Here is a 14,920-nt window from a genome sequence, read left to right as displayed (position 1 = left end):
CTGTGGAACGATCGGCCCATGTCTCGTCCGGCCGCCCGGGCCCCCCGGTCTGCCGTCATCGTCCGTCCTCGTGTCGCGGCCGACCTCGACGCGCTCGCCGACGCCCTCGCGGCCCAGCAGCCCGGTTCCGGCTACCCGCACCGGTGGCCGCTGCCGTTCCCGGCGACGGAGTTCATCGTCCGCGACGCCGAGGAGCGGGCGTGGGTGGCTGAGCTGGACGGACGCGCTGTCGGGCACGTGAGCGTCACGACGGTCGCCGACGACGCCCACGGGGCGATCTGGTCGGCCGGCGCCGGCCGACCCGTCGAGGCGCTCGGCTGTCTCTCGGTGCTCTTCGTCTCACCCGATGCCCAGGGGCTCGGGGTCGGCGGGCTCCTGCTCGACACGGCCGTGGCGCACCTGCGCTCCCAGGGCCTCACGCCCGTGCTCGACGTCGACCGGCACGACGGCGTCGCGCACGCCGTCTACCTGCACAAGGGATGGCAGGTGGTCGGCGAGGCGAGGTTCGACTGGCAGCACGCCGACGCCCCGCCCGCCCGGCTGCTCGTCCTGCCCTGACCGAGCAGGTCCGGCCAGGTCCGGCCAGGACACTGCGTCACCGCGCGGAGAAGAGCCGCAACGTCATCTCGCGCCACACCTGCGTCCCCACGCCCCCGGGCGCGGCGTCGAAGACGTGCTCGCCGAACGGGATCACGACCAGGTCGTGGTCCACGTCGTTCGCGCGCAGCACGTCGACGAGGTCCTCGGCCCCCGTGGTGGGGACCATGTGGTCGGCGCTGCCGAGCACCATGAGGGTGGGCGGTGACGCGGCGCTGACGTGCTCGGCGGGCCACACCGCCGAGTAGTGGTCCGGGACCTCGTCCGGGGTGCCGCCCGTGTACCGCTCGATCATGGAGCGGGACCGGTCGCCGAGCACGAGGTCGGGGTTGTCGTGGAAGTCGATCGGGTTCGCCACCGGGTAGAGGGTGCTGACCGCGGCCACCGGCGGCACCTCACCGCCGCACCCGGACTCCAGGGTGCCGGACGCCGTCCGGTAGGCGACGTCGAGCGCGATGTTGCCGCCCGCGGAGTCGCCCACGAGGTAGATGCTGCTCGGATCGCCACCGTGCTCGGCGGCGTTCGCGCCCGTCCACGCCAGGGCGCACGCCACCTGCGGCTCGACGGAGTCCCAGGCGTGGTCCGTCCCGGTCGACAGCGGGTAGTCGACGCTCACCGCCAGGAACCCCTGGGATGCGAACCAGGCGGCGTGCGACGCCGTCGTCGGCTGGTCCCGCTCCCCGCCGACCCAACCACCGCCGTGCACGAGCACGACGACGGGTACACCTTCCTGAGACGTCCCGCCGTCGTCGGCGGCGCCGTCGGGCAGCCAGATCGACACGCCCTGCGGATCGGCACCGTCGTCGCCGTACGTGTCCTCGACGTCCGGGGCGACGTCGCCGCCGCCGATCCGGAAGAGGTCGGCGATCCGCACCCCGACCTCGTGCTCCTGGGCGACGCGCAGCTGTTGGGTGAGCACCGTGAAGGAGATCGCGACGACGGCGACGCCCGCCCCGACGACGAGCACCCGCGTCACCGTGCCGCGGCGCAGGAGCGCGACGAGCCCGGCGACCGCCACCAGGAGCCCGGCCACGACCAGCCAGACCGCCCAGGCCGAGACGTACGCCCCGACGTGACCGAGGCCGGGCAGGCCGGGCAGCACCATCCCCGCGGCGACGACCAGCAGCACCGCGGCCGGGACCACGAGGATCCCCACGAGAACGCTGCGCCGCCTGCCACGGTCCGTCGGACCGGTCTGCTCGGCCTGCGGCGACGGGTCGACAGGGGCCGCCGCCTGCTGGGGAGGGTGCGCGCTCACCGGGACACTGTGGCACGCACGGCGCGGCTCATGCACCCACCGGCTCGTCCTCGGCGTCCTGGAGCGGTGCGGCGAACTGGCTCGCATAGAGGCGGGCGTAAGCCCCTCCGGCTGCGAGCAGCGACTCGTGGTCGCCCTGCTCCACGATGCGGCCGTGCTCCATCACCACGATCACGTCCGCGTCGCGGATCGTCGACAGGCGGTGCGCGATGACGAACGACGTGCGCCCGGAGCGCAGGGCGTTCATCGCCTCCTGCACCAGCACCTCCGTACGGGTGTCGACCGAGCTCGTGGCCTCGTCGAGCACCAGGATGTCCGGGTCGGCCAGGAACGCCCGCGCGATGGTCAGGAGCTGCTTCTCCCCGGCCGACAGTGCCTCCGCGCCGTCGTCCAGCACGGTGTCGTACCCGTCGGGCAGGGTGCGCACGAACGGGTCGACGGACGTCGCCCGTGTCGCGGCGAGGAACTGCTCGTCGGTGACGTCGGCGTCGGTGGGGACGCCGTAGCGCAGGTTGTCCGCGATGGTGCCCTCGAACAGCCAGGTGTCCTGCAGGACCATGCCGATCCGGGAGCGCAGGTCGTCGCGCGTCATCTCGCGGGTGTCGACGCCGTCGAGCCGGATGCTCCCGTCGTCGATCTCGTAGAAGCGCATCAGGAGGTTGACCAGCGTCGTCTTGCCGGCGCCGGTGGGGCCGACGATCGCGATCGTCTGCCCGGGTTCCGCCACGAGGTCCAGGTGCTCGATCAGCGGCTCGTCCGGCACGTAGGAGAACGAGACCCCGGAGAACTCGACCCGGCCGTCGGGGTGCTCGGGGCGCCGGGCGGGAACCGGGTCCGGTTCCTGCTCGGGGGCGTCGAGCAGCTCGAAGACCCGCTCTGCGCTGGCCACGCCGGACTGCAGCAGGTTCATCATGGAGGCGACCTGGGTGAGCGGCTGGGTGAACTGGCGCGAGTACTGGATGAACGCCTGGACGTCGCCGATCGACATCTGCCCCGACGCCACGCGCAGCCCACCCATCACGGCGACCAGCACGTAGTTGAGGTTGGCGAGGAAGCCCATCGACGGCTGGATGGTGCCCGAGATGAACTGCGAGCGCCGCGTCGCGTCGTACAGCGTGTCGTTCTCCTTCGCGAACGTCGCGGCGGCCTCGGCCTGGCGGCCGTAGACCTTCACCAGCGAGTGCCCGGTGAACATCTCCTCGACGTGGGCGTTGAGCCGGCCGGTGGCCGCCCACTGGGCGACGAACTGCGGCTGGGAACGCTTGGCGATCGCCATGGTCACGAACACCGACAACGGCACGGTGACCAGGGCGACCAGCGCGAGGACCCAGGAGATCCAGAACATCATGCCGAGCACGCCCACGACCGTCAGCACCGACGTGACGAGCTGGGCGAGGGTCTGGGTGGTGCTCTGGGCGACGTTGTCGATGTCGTTCGTGACACGCGAGAGGATGTCTCCGCGTGCCTGCTTGTCGATGTGGCTGAGCGGGATCCGGTGCAGCTTGGCCTCGACCTCGTCACGCAGGCGCCGCACCGTGTTCTGCACGGCGATCGTCATGATGCGCGCCTGCAGCCAGCCGAAGACGAACGCCCCGAGGTAGACGGCGACGGCGACGGCGAGGACCTGGGCGAGCTGCGTGGTGTCGACGCCCTGCCCGGGCACGAGCCCGTCGAGGGTGCCGAGCAGGTTCGCCTGCTCGTCCTGGCCTGCGGCCCGCAGGCCTTCGATCGCCTCGGCCGCGGTGGTTCCGGGCGGGACGACCTGTCCCAGCATGATCCCGGCGGCGCCGGTGAAGATCACGTCGGTGGCTTCGCCGAGGACCTTGGGCCCGATGACCGTCAGAGCGACGGAGACGATGCCGAACAGGGTGAGCGCGACGACGCGAGCCCGTTCGGGACGCATCGAGGCGGCGAACCGCTTGAGCGACCCGCCGAAGTCCATCGGCTTCGCGGCGGGCATGCCTGCGCCGCCGCCGGGGCCGCCGGGGCCGCCGGGGCCGCCGGGACGCGGTCCGGCGGTCCGGGGTGGTGCCTGACGCGCGCTCATGCGGCCTCCTCCAACGACATCTGGGACGTGACGATCTCGGCGTAGGTCTCGTTGTGCTCGAGCAGCTCGGCATGGGTGCCGCGTCCGACGATCCGCCCGTGCTCCAGGACGAGGATCTGGTCGGCGTCGCGGATCGTCGCGACCCTCTGCGCGACGACGATGACGGCCGCGTCGGCGGTGCGGGGCTTCAGCGCGGCCCGCAGGCGGGCGTCGGTGGCGTAGTCCAGCGCGGAGAACGAGTCGTCGAACAGGTAGACCCGCGGACGGCGGACGATCGCCCGGGCGATCGCGAGCCGCTGGCGCTGCCCGCCCGAGAACGTGGTGCCGCCCTGGGCGACCGGTGCCTCGAGCCCTTCGGGGAGCGCCTCGACGAAGTCGCGCGCCTGCGCGACCTCCAGGGCCTCCCACATCTCGTCCTCGGTGGCGTCGGGCTTGCCGTACCGGAGGTTGTCGGCCACGGTCCCGGAGAAGAGGAACGCCTTCTGCGGCACCAGGCCGAGCAAGGAGCCGAGGTCGCCGGTGCGCAGGGTGCGGACGTCGACGCCGTCGACGAGCACCTGGCCGCCGGTGGCGTCGAAGAGCCGCGGCACGAGGTTCAGCAGCGTCGTCTTCCCGGAGCCGGTCGAGCCGACGACGGCGGTCACCTTCCCGGGCTCGGCCACGAACGACAGGTCGTGCAGCACGGGCTCGTCGGCGCCCGGGTAGCCGAACTGGACCGACCGCAGCTCAATCCGCCCGCGGGGGCCCGCGCCGTCGGACAGGTCGTCGAGCTCGACGGGCGACGCAGGCTCCGCGACCGAGGACTCGGTGTCCAGGACCTCGCTGATGCGGCCGGCGGCGACGGCGGCACGCGGGACCATCATCACCATCATCGTCGACATCATGACGGCCATGAGGATGTACATGAGGTAGGACAGGAACGCCATGAGCGAGCCGACCTGCAGGTTGCCGTCGGTGACCTCGCCCGCCCCGAACCAGAGCACCGCGACCTGGGACAGGCTCATGATGAGCATGACCATCGGGAAGGCGAGCGCCATGAGCTTGCCGGCACCGAGCGACACGTCGAAGAGCTGGGTGTTCGCGACACCGAAGCGTTCGGCCTCCCGGTCCTCGCGGACGAAGGCCCGCACGACGCGCAAGCCGGTGATCTGCTCGCGCAGCACACCGTTGACGACGTCGATGCGCCGCTGCATGTCGCGGAAGTAGGGCACCATACGCCACATCAGCAGCCCGACGGCGACGCCCAGCACGGGCACGACCACCAGCAGCAGCATCGACAGCGAGGGGTCCTCGCGCAGCGCCATGGCGACGCCGCCGATCATCATGATCGGCGCCATGACCAGGATCGTGAAGGTCATGAGCACCACCATCATGACCTGCTGCACGTCGTTCGTGGTGCGGGTGATGAGGGAGGGAGCGCCGAACGTGCCGAGCTCGCGGGCCGAGAAGCCCTGGACGGCGTCGAACAGGTCCCGGCGGAGGTCACGACCGAGCGCCGTCGCGACCCGCGCCCCGAGGAAGACCGCGCCGACGGCGCACACCACCTGGACGAGGCTGACGACGAGCATCCAGCCGCCGACGCGCAGGATGTACGCGGTGTCACCCTGCGTGACGCCGTCGTCGATGATGTCGGCGTTGAGCGAGGGCAGGTAGAGGGAGCCCAGGGTGGCGACGAGCTGGAGGACCAGCAACGCCACCACGGGCAGGGCATAGGGACGCAGGTACTTCCGCGTCAACGACACGAGCATCAGGCTGCTCCTTGCGGGGGTGCGGTGCGGTGCGGGTGAGGGAGTTCGGTGGCCTGCTCGCCGGGACCGGCGCGGCTGGGGTCGAGGAGGCCGTGGACGAGGACGTCGGCCACGACCTCGGCCGACGGTGCGGGCAGGAGGTGGTCGACGCGTCCGTGGGTGCCGGCGATCGATGCCTCGACGAGGGCGACAGCGACGCCGAGCGGGACGCGCAGCCGGTCGACGTCCGGTCGCAGCACGGCGACCAGCCCTTCGACGGTGGCGTCACGCTGTTCCTCGCGCTGCTGGAAGAGGCGAGCGCGCAGGAGCTTGTCCGACGTCGAGAGCTCGCCCGACCCGGTGCGTTCGTGGATCCCGCGCAGCACGGTCATCCACGTCACGACGTCCGCCATCCGGCGTCGTCCGAGAGCGATGACCTCGGCGAGCCGGTCCGCCAGCGGCAGCGACGGGTCGATCGCCGCGAGCTCGGCCCGCGTCGCCTCCGGACCGGACGCCCGGTGCAGACCCTCCATCGCGACGGCACCCACCAGAGAGAGCTTGTCCCCGAAGGCGCGGAACAGGGTGCCCTCGGCGACGCCGGCGGCGTCGGCGAGCTGGCGACTGGTGACGTCGACGCCGCGCTCGGCGACGAGCGGCAGGACGGCCTCGACGACCGCGGCGCGGCGCTCCTGCGGGCGCAGCGGAGTGGCACGGCCGGAGGGTGCGGTCTCGACGGGCATTCGCCCACCGTAGGTGAGTGAGCACTCACTCCGCAACCTGAGGCGCTCGGACTCCAGCCTCGGGAACACCCGAAGGGCCGCCACCCTGGGTGACGGCCCTTCGGTTCTCCTGGCCGCGACGGGGTCGCGACCGGGGTTGCTACTTCTGCGGCGCCGCCGGCGGCGGGACGTCGCCCTCGCCGAACGTCCGCGGCTGCGGCGTCGCGGGCGGAGCAGGCGGCTGCTCCCCCGCCGGACGCTGACCCTGCGTGACCGACGGATCGAACGGCGCACCGGACCGGGTCCCAGAGCTCGTGGCGTCGGCGGTCGCGGCCTGCGCCTGACGGCGCGCCTCGGCGAGCGCCTCGCCCGGGTCCTGCAGACCCGAGCCCTTCAGCGCCTCGGCGAGCGCGGAGCGCGCGGCCCCCGTGCCGCCGGAGTCGCCGGAGTCGTCGCCCGGCTCGGCCGGGATGCCGGGGGTCCCCGGCGTGCCGCCGAAGCCCTTGGCGATCGACCCGAGGGCCGCGGTGAACTCGGTCGGGACGACCCACAGCTTGGACGAGCTGCCGTTCGCGATCTGCGGCAGCATCTGCAGGTACTGGTAGGCCAGCAGCTTGGGGTCCGGGTTGCCCTCGTGGATGGCGCCGAACACCTGGAGGATCGCGCGGGCCTCACCCTCGGCCGTGAGGATCGCCGCCTGGGCGTCACCCTCGGCCCGCAGGATCTGGGACTGCTTCTCACCCTCGGCGGTGAGGATCTGGGACTGCTTGACACCCTCGGCCGTGAGGATCGCCGCACGGCGGTCGCGCTCGGCACGCATCTGCTGCTCCATCGCGCCCTGCACCGACACCGGCGGCTCGATCGACTTCAGCTCGACCCGGTTGACGCGAACGCCCCAGCGACCGGTCGCCTCGTCCAGCACGCCGCGGAGCTGGCCGTTGATCTGGTCACGGCTGGTCAGCGTCTGCTCGAGGTCCATCGAACCGACGACGTTGCGCAGCGTGGTGACGGTGAGCTGCTCGATACCGGTGATGTAGTTCGCGATCTCGTACACCGCGGACTTCGGCTCGGTCACCTGGAAGTAGATGACGGTGTCGATGCTCACCACGAGGTTGTCGGAGGTGATCACCGGCTGCGGCGGGAAGGAGACGACCTGCTCACGCAGGTCGACGCCGGCACGCACCTTGTCGATGAACGGCACCAGCCAGTGCAGGCCCGGGTCGAAGGTCTTCTGGTAGCGCCCGAGACGTTCGACGATGAGCGCCGTGGCCTGAGGCACGACGCGCACCATCTTGAACAGCGCCGTGACGACGAAGATGACGAGCGCCGCGAGGACGATCCAGAGGATGACGGTTCCTGGTTCCACGAAGGTGGACTCCTTGTGTAGGTCTGTCGGGTGGGGCGGACGACCGCGTCAGAGGACGCGGCCGCCGTCGTCGGTGGGGGTGGCGTCCGGCGCCGAGGCGGGCTGGACGACGGCGGTCGCACCGTCGATCGCCACCACGCGCACCTCGGTGCCCTCGGGGACGCGGCCGGTGCTGTTCGGGACGCCGTCGTCGCGCAGCCGGGCGGACCAGACCTCGCCGGCGAGCTTCACGCGCCCGCCGGTCTCGGTGACCTCGGACAGCACGACCGCGAGACGCCCGACCTGGGCGGCGGCGTTGGTCTCGACGAGGGGCGTCCGGCGACGCAGGTTGGACAGCAGCCAGGGGCGCAGCAGGACGAGGAGCAGCACCGCCACCACGCAGGCGACGACGATCTGCAACCAGACGGGGCCACCGGCGGCAGAGGTCACGCCGCCCGCGACGGCGCCTCCGGCCAGCATGATGAAGACGAGGTCGAGGGTGAGCATCTCGACGACGGCGAGGACGAGTGCCCCACCGATCCACCACAACCAGGCGTCCATGGTCCCCCTTTGACCGCGTTGTCGGCTCTTGGGTCAAAAACTACCAAAGAACACACCTCGGGGGGTACTGATCACCGACGTCCACCGTGGCCCGCGAAGGATCGGACGAACGGCCGGCGAGCGCTGGGCGAACCCGGCTCAGCGCACCGCGGGACGGGCTGCCCGCGCGAGCCAGCGCCCGCCGCCGTGCGCCACGAGCAGGTCGATCCCGAACGCCCGCGACAGGTTCTCGGCGGTGAGGACCTCCTCGATCGGACCGGAGGCCTCGACCGTGCCGTCACCCAGCAGGAGCAGGTGCGTGAAGCCCGGCGGGATCTCCTCGACGTGGTGCGTCACGAGCACGAGCACCGGCGACGCAGGGTCGCCGGCCAGCTCGGACAGCGCGCCGACGAGCTCCTCGCGGCCGCCGACGTCGAGCCCCGCCGCGGGCTCGTCCAGGAGCAGGACCTCCGGGTCCGTCATGAGCGCCCGCGCGATCTGGACGCGCTTGCGCTCGCCCTCGCTCAGGGTGCCGTAGTGCCGTCCGGCGAGGTCCTCGGCGCCGAACGCCGCCAGGAGGTTGCGGGCCTGCTGCTCGTCGACGGTCTCGTACTCCTCGCGCCAGCGGCCGGTGACGCCGTAGGCGGCCGTCAGCACGACGTCGAGCACCGTCTCCCCGCGGGGGATGCTGTCCGCGAGCGCCGCCGACGAGAACCCGATGCGCGGACGGAGCTCGAACACGTTGACCGTGCCGAGGCGCTCGCCCAGGAGGTCGACGGTGCCCGCCGAGGGGAACGACCTGCCCGCGAGGATGTTCAGGAGCGTCGTCTTGCCGGCTCCGTTGGGGCCGAGGACGATCCAGCGTTCCCCCTCGGACACGGTCCAGTCGATCGATTCGACGATGGTCGACCGCCCGCGGCGGACGGTGACACCCTGCAGGTCGAGAACCGCGCTCATGGTGCCCGACCCTACCGGAGCGTGCGGGCCACCTGGGCATCCGCTCACCCACCGGTACCGCGCGCGCCCGACGTGCCACGACGTCTATCGTGCACGTGATGAGCCAGATCAGCGCCCTGCCCCGCAGCGTCGTGCTGGCCCTGTGGCTTCAGGCCACCGGTGCCTCGCACGGCCTCGCGGTGCGGTCGGTGACCGACGACGACGAGCCCCACTCCGTCGTCGGACTCCCCCAGGTGCACGACGCGTCGCTCACCGACCTGGTCGCCACCTTCTCGACCGGCCCGCGTCAGGTCGCCGCCGTCCTGCCCACCCCCGGGGACCCGTCCGGCGTCCCGGCACCCTCGGCCGCCACGGCGACCGAGGCCGGCGAGTGCGTGCTGGTGACGACCCCGCACGGCTCCTGGGCCGTCGTCCCGCGCATCACGGCGTTCGGCAGCGACCTGGAACCGGGCCACCTCGTCACGTGGGAGGTGACCGCCGTCCCGGCGTGGTCCACGCTGCTGGCCGCGACGGCGGGTTCGCTGGCCGACGCGGAGCGCGAGCTGCGCACCAGCCTCATGACCGCCACGGACGCGCTCGACGCCCTCGACGTGGGCCGCTGGCGCGACGACGCCGCCGACGCGATCGAGCGGGTGCGCCACTCGACGACGGCGGGCTGGCCCGTGCCCGACCTGGAGGGACGCCGCGCCCGGGTGCTGCAGCTCGCCTGGCGGCTGCTGTCGATCATCGACCTCGCCCGCGTCGACGACGGCGGCGCGGTGAACCTCTGGCAGATCGACCAGCGGTCCACCGCGCTGCGCGAGGTCGAGCGCACCGCCCGGCGTGCCGTGGCCGCAGCCACGTTCGCCGACGTGCGCTGAGCCGGCCGCTCAGCGGTCCCGGACGACCTTCTCCCCCGAGGTCCTGTCGATCTCGAAGGCGTCCACGACGGTGCCGTCGGCGGTGCGCGCCTCGTAGTCGAGGCGGTCGCCGTCCACGGACACAACCTGGTAGGTCTGCGTGTCCCCGAGCTGGGTGCGCACCCGCGCGCCGCCGAGCCGCCAGTCGATCGAGGACGGCTCGTACATCTTCGGCCCGGTCACCGCGACCACGTAGACGGGTCCGGTGGTGACGCCCCCGCGTCCCGTCTCGTTCGCGCGCAGCCCGCCGCGCGCGTAGGTGTGGTCGTGCCCCTGCAGCACCAGGTCGACGTCGTGCTCCTCGATGACGTCGAGCCAGTAGTGGCGCGGGATCAGCCCGCTGCGGCCCTCCGAGCTGCCGAACATCGGCTGGTGGTAGGTCACCACCGTCCACTCGTTCGGGTTGTTCTCCAGGACGCCGTCGAGCCAGGCCGCCTGGTCCTCCATCCAGTCCTCGACGTCGAGCCACGGCGCCGCCTGGAAGTTGCCGTTCAGCGAGACGAAGCGGACGCCCTGGTAGTCGGTGTAACCGACCGTGCCGTCGAGGTCCTCGTCGTCCGGACCGTTGCCGGCGCCCGGGAACTGACGGTTCCAGAACGACGACAGCTCCTGGCCCTCGTACTCGTGGTTCCCCGTCGTGGTGACGTGGTTGATCGTGGTGGCCTCGCCGCCCTGGGCCGCGAACCACTCGCCCCACTGGGCGTCGGACTCGGCGTCGTTGACGAGGTCGCCCGCGTGCACCGCGAGCGCGGCGTCGGGCACCGCGTCGTAGGCGGCCCGCACCACGGGCGCCGCGCCGGCGGTGATGTCGTTCTGCACGTCACCGAAGTACAGGAACCGGAACGGCTCGGCCGACCCGCTCGCGGTGGTGAACTCGGCCCAGTCGCTCCACGTGCTGCCGTCCCCGACGCGGTAGCGGTAGTCGGTCCCGGGCAGGAGGTCCACGAGGTCGGCACGGTGGTACGTCCCGGCCCCTGCCTGTCCCGTGCCGGAACCGGGCGTGGTGACGACCGCACCCCCTGCGGGCGGGACGTGCTGGACGACGGCGCCGGTCTCGCCGGGCGTGCGCCACGTGACGGTCTGGGACGTGGACGGGTCCGCGGAGGGCACGAGGACGAGACGTTCCGGCGTCGTCGGTGTCTCCGCCTCGGCGACGGACGCGGTGGCGACACCGAGAGCGACGGCGAGCACGGCGGCGGCACCGGCAGCACGACGGCTGCGGCGCGGGCTGAGGATGGGCAGGGTCACGGGGTCCTCCTGGGGTCGGGTACCTGCGCGATCAGCCTGTCGGCCAGCGGCGACGACGGCGTGAACCGCGGCGGAACGACCGCCGAACGGTCCGCGTCGACAGCAGGACGCCGACGGGAGTGCGCGGCTGCTCGACGAGCGCGGCGCGGACGACGCGGCTACCTTGACGGGGAATCGACCCGTCGTCCCCGGAGGCGTCCATGACGGCATCCCGCGTCGCGGGCGAAGGCCCCGGGCCGGCACCCGCGAGCGTTCCCGAGCACGAGGCCCCCAGGACGTCCCGGCCGGGACGGATCGTGCGACGGGTGCCCTTCACGCTGAGCGTCGTCGGCCTGATGCTGGTGCTCGGCATCGTCACCGGAGCGCTGTGGTCACCGTTCGAGGATCACCGCTGGTTCGACGACGTGGCGTTCGGCGCCCCCGCCTTCGCCGAGGGCCGCTGGTGGACGCCGGTCACCGGTTCCTTCTTCGCGATGATCCCCGCCGAGTACCTGCCCGTGGCCGGGGTGTTCCTGCTGCTCGTCGGCTGGGCGGAGACGCGGATCGGGACGCGGCGCGCGGCGATCGCGGCGGTCGCCACCCAGCTCACCGGCGTGGTGGCGACCGCAGGCGTGCTGGCGCTCCTCTCCCGGACCGGCTGGGACTGGGCCGTGCGCACCGCCGGCGAGCTCGACGTGGGCTTCAGCGCCGGCGTCGTCGGGGCGACCACCGTGGCGGTGCTGAGCCTCACCCAGCCATGGCGGTTCCGCGCCTCGGCCCTGCTCACGGTGTACGTGCTCGGCGCGCTCCTCGTGTGGGGCGGGATCGCCGACGTCGAGCACGTCGTGGGCTGGCTGGCCGGCCTGGTCATCGCGCGCCCCCTGCTCGGGGCGCGCTACGACCGTCGCACCACCGTGGGGCGCGTGCAGCGCGCCCGGGTCAACGCGTCCGGCTGGTTCGCCATCTCGGCGCTGCTCGTGGTGCTCGGCGCGTTCGCCTCCCGGAGCGGTGGGCCGCTGGGGACGCTCGGCGGCGAGAGCTGGCCCTCGGGGCTGGTGTCCGTCACGATCGACCTGGTGCTCGCCGTCGGGCTGCTGCGGGGTCGTCGTTCGTGGTGGCGCGTCGCCGTCGTCCTGACCGTGCTGTCCGTGCTGCTCGAGCTCCTCCTGGCGGTGGCGGCGGCGTTCGTCGACCGTCAGGACCTGCCCCTGCTTCTCCTCATGCTCCTGCTCGACGGCGGCGCGCTGGTGCTCCTGATCGCGCGGCGCTCCGCGTTCCGCAACCGTCGGCGCGCCCGGCTCGTCACGGAGGCAGGGATCGACGTCGAGGACGCCCGGGCGGCCCTGCGGCAGTTCGGCACCGAGCAGCGGCTCTCCTGGATGACCACCTGGACGGGCAACGAACGCTGGGCACCCGGCGAGCCCGCCGGGTTCGTCGCCCACCAGGTGCACGCCGGGGTGGCGGTCGCCCTCACCGACCCGGTGGGCGACGGGCCGGACGGACGGGCCGAGCTCGTCGACGCGTTCGTCGAGGCGGCGCGCGACGCCGGCCTCGGATCCTGCTTCTTCTCCTGCGGTCCCGAGGTCGCACACCTCGCCGCGGACCGCGGCTGGACGGTGGTGACCGTCGCGCAGGAGGCGGTCGTGGACCTGCCGGACCTGGAGTTCCGGGGCAAGAAGTGGCAGGACGTGCGCACCGCGCTCAACCAGGCCGCCAAGCAGGGTGTGAGCCACCGCCTGGTCACGCTCGCCGACGAGCCCCCGGAGGTGCTCGACCAGGTGCGCGCCATCTCCGAGGCGTGGCTCGGCGACAGCGACCTCCCGGAGATGGCGTTCACCCTCGGCGGCGTGCGCGAGGCGCTCGACCCGGCGGTGCGGGTGGGGCTCGCCGTCGACGACGGCGGTCGCGTCCACGGCGTGACGAGCTGGTTGCCCGTGCACGCACCAGGGGGTGCCGTGACCGGGTGGACCCTGGACGTGATGCGCCGGGCACCGGACTCGTTCCGGTACACGATGGAGCTGCTCATCGCGTCGGCGCTCACGACGTTCCGCGACGAGGGCGCCCGGACGGCCTCCCTGTCGGGCAGCCCGCTCGCGCACGGGGACGACACCTCCGCCGGTGGCCTCGGCGCCGTCCTCGACCAGCTCTCCTCCGCGCTCGAGCCGCTGTACGGCTTCACGTCCCTGCACCGCTTCAAGCAGAAGTTCCAGCCGCGCGACGTCCCGTTGAGCCTGGTCGTCCCCGAGCCGGCGACGCTGCCGCTCGTCGGACTGGCCCTGGTGCGCTGCTATCTGCCCGACGCCCGGGCCCGAGACCTGGTCGCGGCCGCCCGGTCGTCGCGGCGGGCGGCGGACTGACGAGACGCCCGGGCTCAGGAACCGAGCACGGCCCGGTACACGTCCATCGTGCGCTCGGCGATCGCCGACCAGGCGAAATGGTCGGCCGCGCGACGGCGTCCCGCGGCCCCCATCTGCGACGCCCGTCCGGCGTCACCGACGACGGCGGTGAGAGCCTCGGCGAGGTCGCGCTCGTAGCGCTCGGGGTCGAGCGGCGTGCCCGTGCCGTCGTCCGACTGCTCGATCGGCACCAGGCGTCCCGTGACGCCGTCGTCGACCACCTCGGGGATGCCGCCCGTCGCGGACGCCACGACAGGCAGCCCGACGGCCATCGCCTCGAGGTTGACGATGCCCAGCGGCTCGTACACCGACGGGCAGACGAACACGGTGGAGGCCGCGAGGACGGCGCAGAGCTCCGGGCGCGGCAGCATCTCCTCGATCCAGACGACACCGGCCTCGGCGCCACCGCCGCGGGCCGCGCGCAGGTCCTCGACCAGCCCGCGCACCTCGGCCATGATCTCGGGGGTGTCGGGCGCGCCGGCGCAGAGCACCACCTGGACCTCGGGCGGCAGGAGCGCCGCCGCCCGCAGGAAGTGCGGCAGGCCCTTCTGCCGGGTGATCCGCCCGACGAAGACGACGGCCGGGCGGTGCACGTCGATGCCGCGCGCCGTGGCGAGGCGCGCCACGTCGTCGGCGTCGGGACGCACCCAGCCGTCCAGGTCGATGCCGTTGTGCACCACGTGCACCCGGCCGGGGTCCAGCTCGGGGTAGCAGCGCAGGATGTCGGCCCGCATCCCCGCCGAGACGGCGATCACGCCGGCCGCTCCGAGGTAGGCGGTCCGCTCCGCCCAGCTCGACACGGCGTACCCACCGCCGAGCTGCTCGGCCTTCCAGGGCCGCAACGGCTCCAGGGAGTGCGCGGTCACGACGTGCGGCACGCCGTGCAGGAGCCCGCCCAGGTGGCCGGCCATGTTCGCGTACCAGGTGTGGGAGTGCACGACGTCGGCGCCCTCGGTGTCGGCGGCCATGGCCAGGTCCGTCCCGAGCGTCCGCAGCGCGGCGTTGGCGCCGGCGAGGTTCGCGGGGTCGTCGTAGCCGGTCACGCCGTCGAGGTCGGGGCGGGGTCCGTCGAAGCAGCGCACACGGACGTCGGCGTGCGGCCGCAGCACGGCGGCGAGCTCGGCGACGTGCACGCCGGCACCTCCGTAGACGTGCGGGGGGTACTCGCGGGTCAGCAGGTCGATCCTGGGCAGGGTGCTCACGCAGGT

The 14,920-nt window shown here is 72.8% G+C and carries 12 protein-coding genes; 3 read left to right on the top strand and 9 right to left on the bottom strand.

Annotation, left to right across the window (positions count from 1 at the left end):
* Nucleotides 1–18 precede the first annotated feature (18 nt).
* Complete coding sequence (locus ACWAT2_RS14365) at nucleotides 19–558, top strand: GNAT family N-acetyltransferase (protein WP_480048980.1); 540 nt, start codon at nucleotides 19–21, stop codon at nucleotides 556–558.
* A 37-nt stretch (nucleotides 559–595) separates the two neighbouring features.
* On the opposite strand, the gene ACWAT2_RS14360 is transcribed toward ACWAT2_RS14365, so the two are convergent.
* The 7 genes from ACWAT2_RS14360 to ACWAT2_RS14330 form a co-directional block, all read right to left on the bottom strand.
* Nucleotides 596–1,855 (bottom strand): alpha/beta hydrolase, encoded by a 1,260-nt coding sequence (locus ACWAT2_RS14360; RefSeq protein ID WP_480048979.1) that lies wholly within the window; start codon nucleotides 1,853–1,855, stop codon nucleotides 596–598.
* 28 nt (nucleotides 1,856–1,883) lie between these two features.
* Complete coding sequence (locus tag ACWAT2_RS14355) at nucleotides 1,884–3,902, bottom strand: ABC transporter ATP-binding protein (protein WP_480048978.1); 2,019 nt, start codon at nucleotides 3,900–3,902, stop codon at nucleotides 1,884–1,886.
* Complete coding sequence (locus ACWAT2_RS14350; RefSeq protein WP_480048977.1) at nucleotides 3,899–5,650, bottom strand: ABC transporter ATP-binding protein; 1,752 nt, start codon at nucleotides 5,648–5,650, stop codon at nucleotides 3,899–3,901. The genes ACWAT2_RS14355 and ACWAT2_RS14350 overlap by 4 nt, the downstream gene beginning before the upstream one ends.
* Nucleotides 5,650–6,369 (bottom strand): TetR/AcrR family transcriptional regulator, encoded by a 720-nt coding sequence (locus tag ACWAT2_RS14345; protein ID WP_480048976.1) that lies wholly within the window; start codon nucleotides 6,367–6,369, stop codon nucleotides 5,650–5,652. Before ACWAT2_RS14345 ends, ACWAT2_RS14350 begins: the two co-directional genes overlap by 1 nt.
* Nucleotides 6,370–6,508: 139 nt before the next feature.
* Nucleotides 6,509–7,714, bottom strand: coding sequence for an SPFH domain-containing protein (locus ACWAT2_RS14340; RefSeq protein ID WP_480048975.1), 1,206 nt, complete (start codon nucleotides 7,712–7,714; stop codon nucleotides 6,509–6,511).
* 48 nt (nucleotides 7,715–7,762) lie between these two features.
* Nucleotides 7,763–8,254: an NfeD family protein gene (locus ACWAT2_RS14335; RefSeq protein WP_480048974.1), complete on the bottom strand. Its 492-nt coding sequence runs from the start codon at nucleotides 8,252–8,254 to the stop codon at nucleotides 7,763–7,765.
* Nucleotides 8,255–8,392: 138 nt separating this feature from the next.
* Complete coding sequence (locus tag ACWAT2_RS14330; protein ID WP_480048973.1) at nucleotides 8,393–9,190, bottom strand: ABC transporter ATP-binding protein; 798 nt, start codon at nucleotides 9,188–9,190, stop codon at nucleotides 8,393–8,395.
* A gap of 98 nt (nucleotides 9,191–9,288) precedes the next feature.
* On the opposite strand from ACWAT2_RS14330, the gene ACWAT2_RS14325 reads away from it, so the two are divergent.
* Nucleotides 9,289–10,050 (top strand): hypothetical protein, encoded by a 762-nt coding sequence (locus ACWAT2_RS14325; protein ID WP_480048972.1) that lies wholly within the window; start codon nucleotides 9,289–9,291, stop codon nucleotides 10,048–10,050.
* 9 nt (nucleotides 10,051–10,059) lie between these two features.
* On the opposite strand, the gene ACWAT2_RS14320 is transcribed toward ACWAT2_RS14325, so the two are convergent.
* Complete coding sequence (locus tag ACWAT2_RS14320) at nucleotides 10,060–11,337, bottom strand: purple acid phosphatase family protein (RefSeq protein WP_480048971.1); 1,278 nt, start codon at nucleotides 11,335–11,337, stop codon at nucleotides 10,060–10,062.
* A 200-nt stretch (nucleotides 11,338–11,537) separates the two neighbouring features.
* On the opposite strand from ACWAT2_RS14320, the gene ACWAT2_RS14315 reads away from it, so the two are divergent.
* Nucleotides 11,538–13,673 (top strand): bifunctional lysylphosphatidylglycerol flippase/synthetase MprF, encoded by a 2,136-nt coding sequence (locus ACWAT2_RS14315; protein WP_480048970.1) that lies wholly within the window; start codon nucleotides 11,538–11,540, stop codon nucleotides 13,671–13,673.
* Nucleotides 13,674–13,687: 14 nt separating this feature from the next.
* On the opposite strand, the gene glgA is transcribed toward ACWAT2_RS14315, so the two are convergent.
* The gene (glgA, locus tag ACWAT2_RS14310) at nucleotides 13,688–14,914 is read right to left on the bottom strand and encodes a glycogen synthase (RefSeq protein ID WP_480048969.1); all 1,227 of its coding nucleotides are present in this window, start codon (nucleotides 14,912–14,914) and stop codon (nucleotides 13,688–13,690) included.
* Nucleotides 14,915–14,920 lie beyond the last annotated feature (6 nt).

The organism is Isoptericola sp. GX10416, from assembly GCF_056590155.1.
The sequence above is the reverse complement of the archived record's forward strand: the minus strand, read 5'-3'. Positions and strand labels throughout refer to the sequence as shown.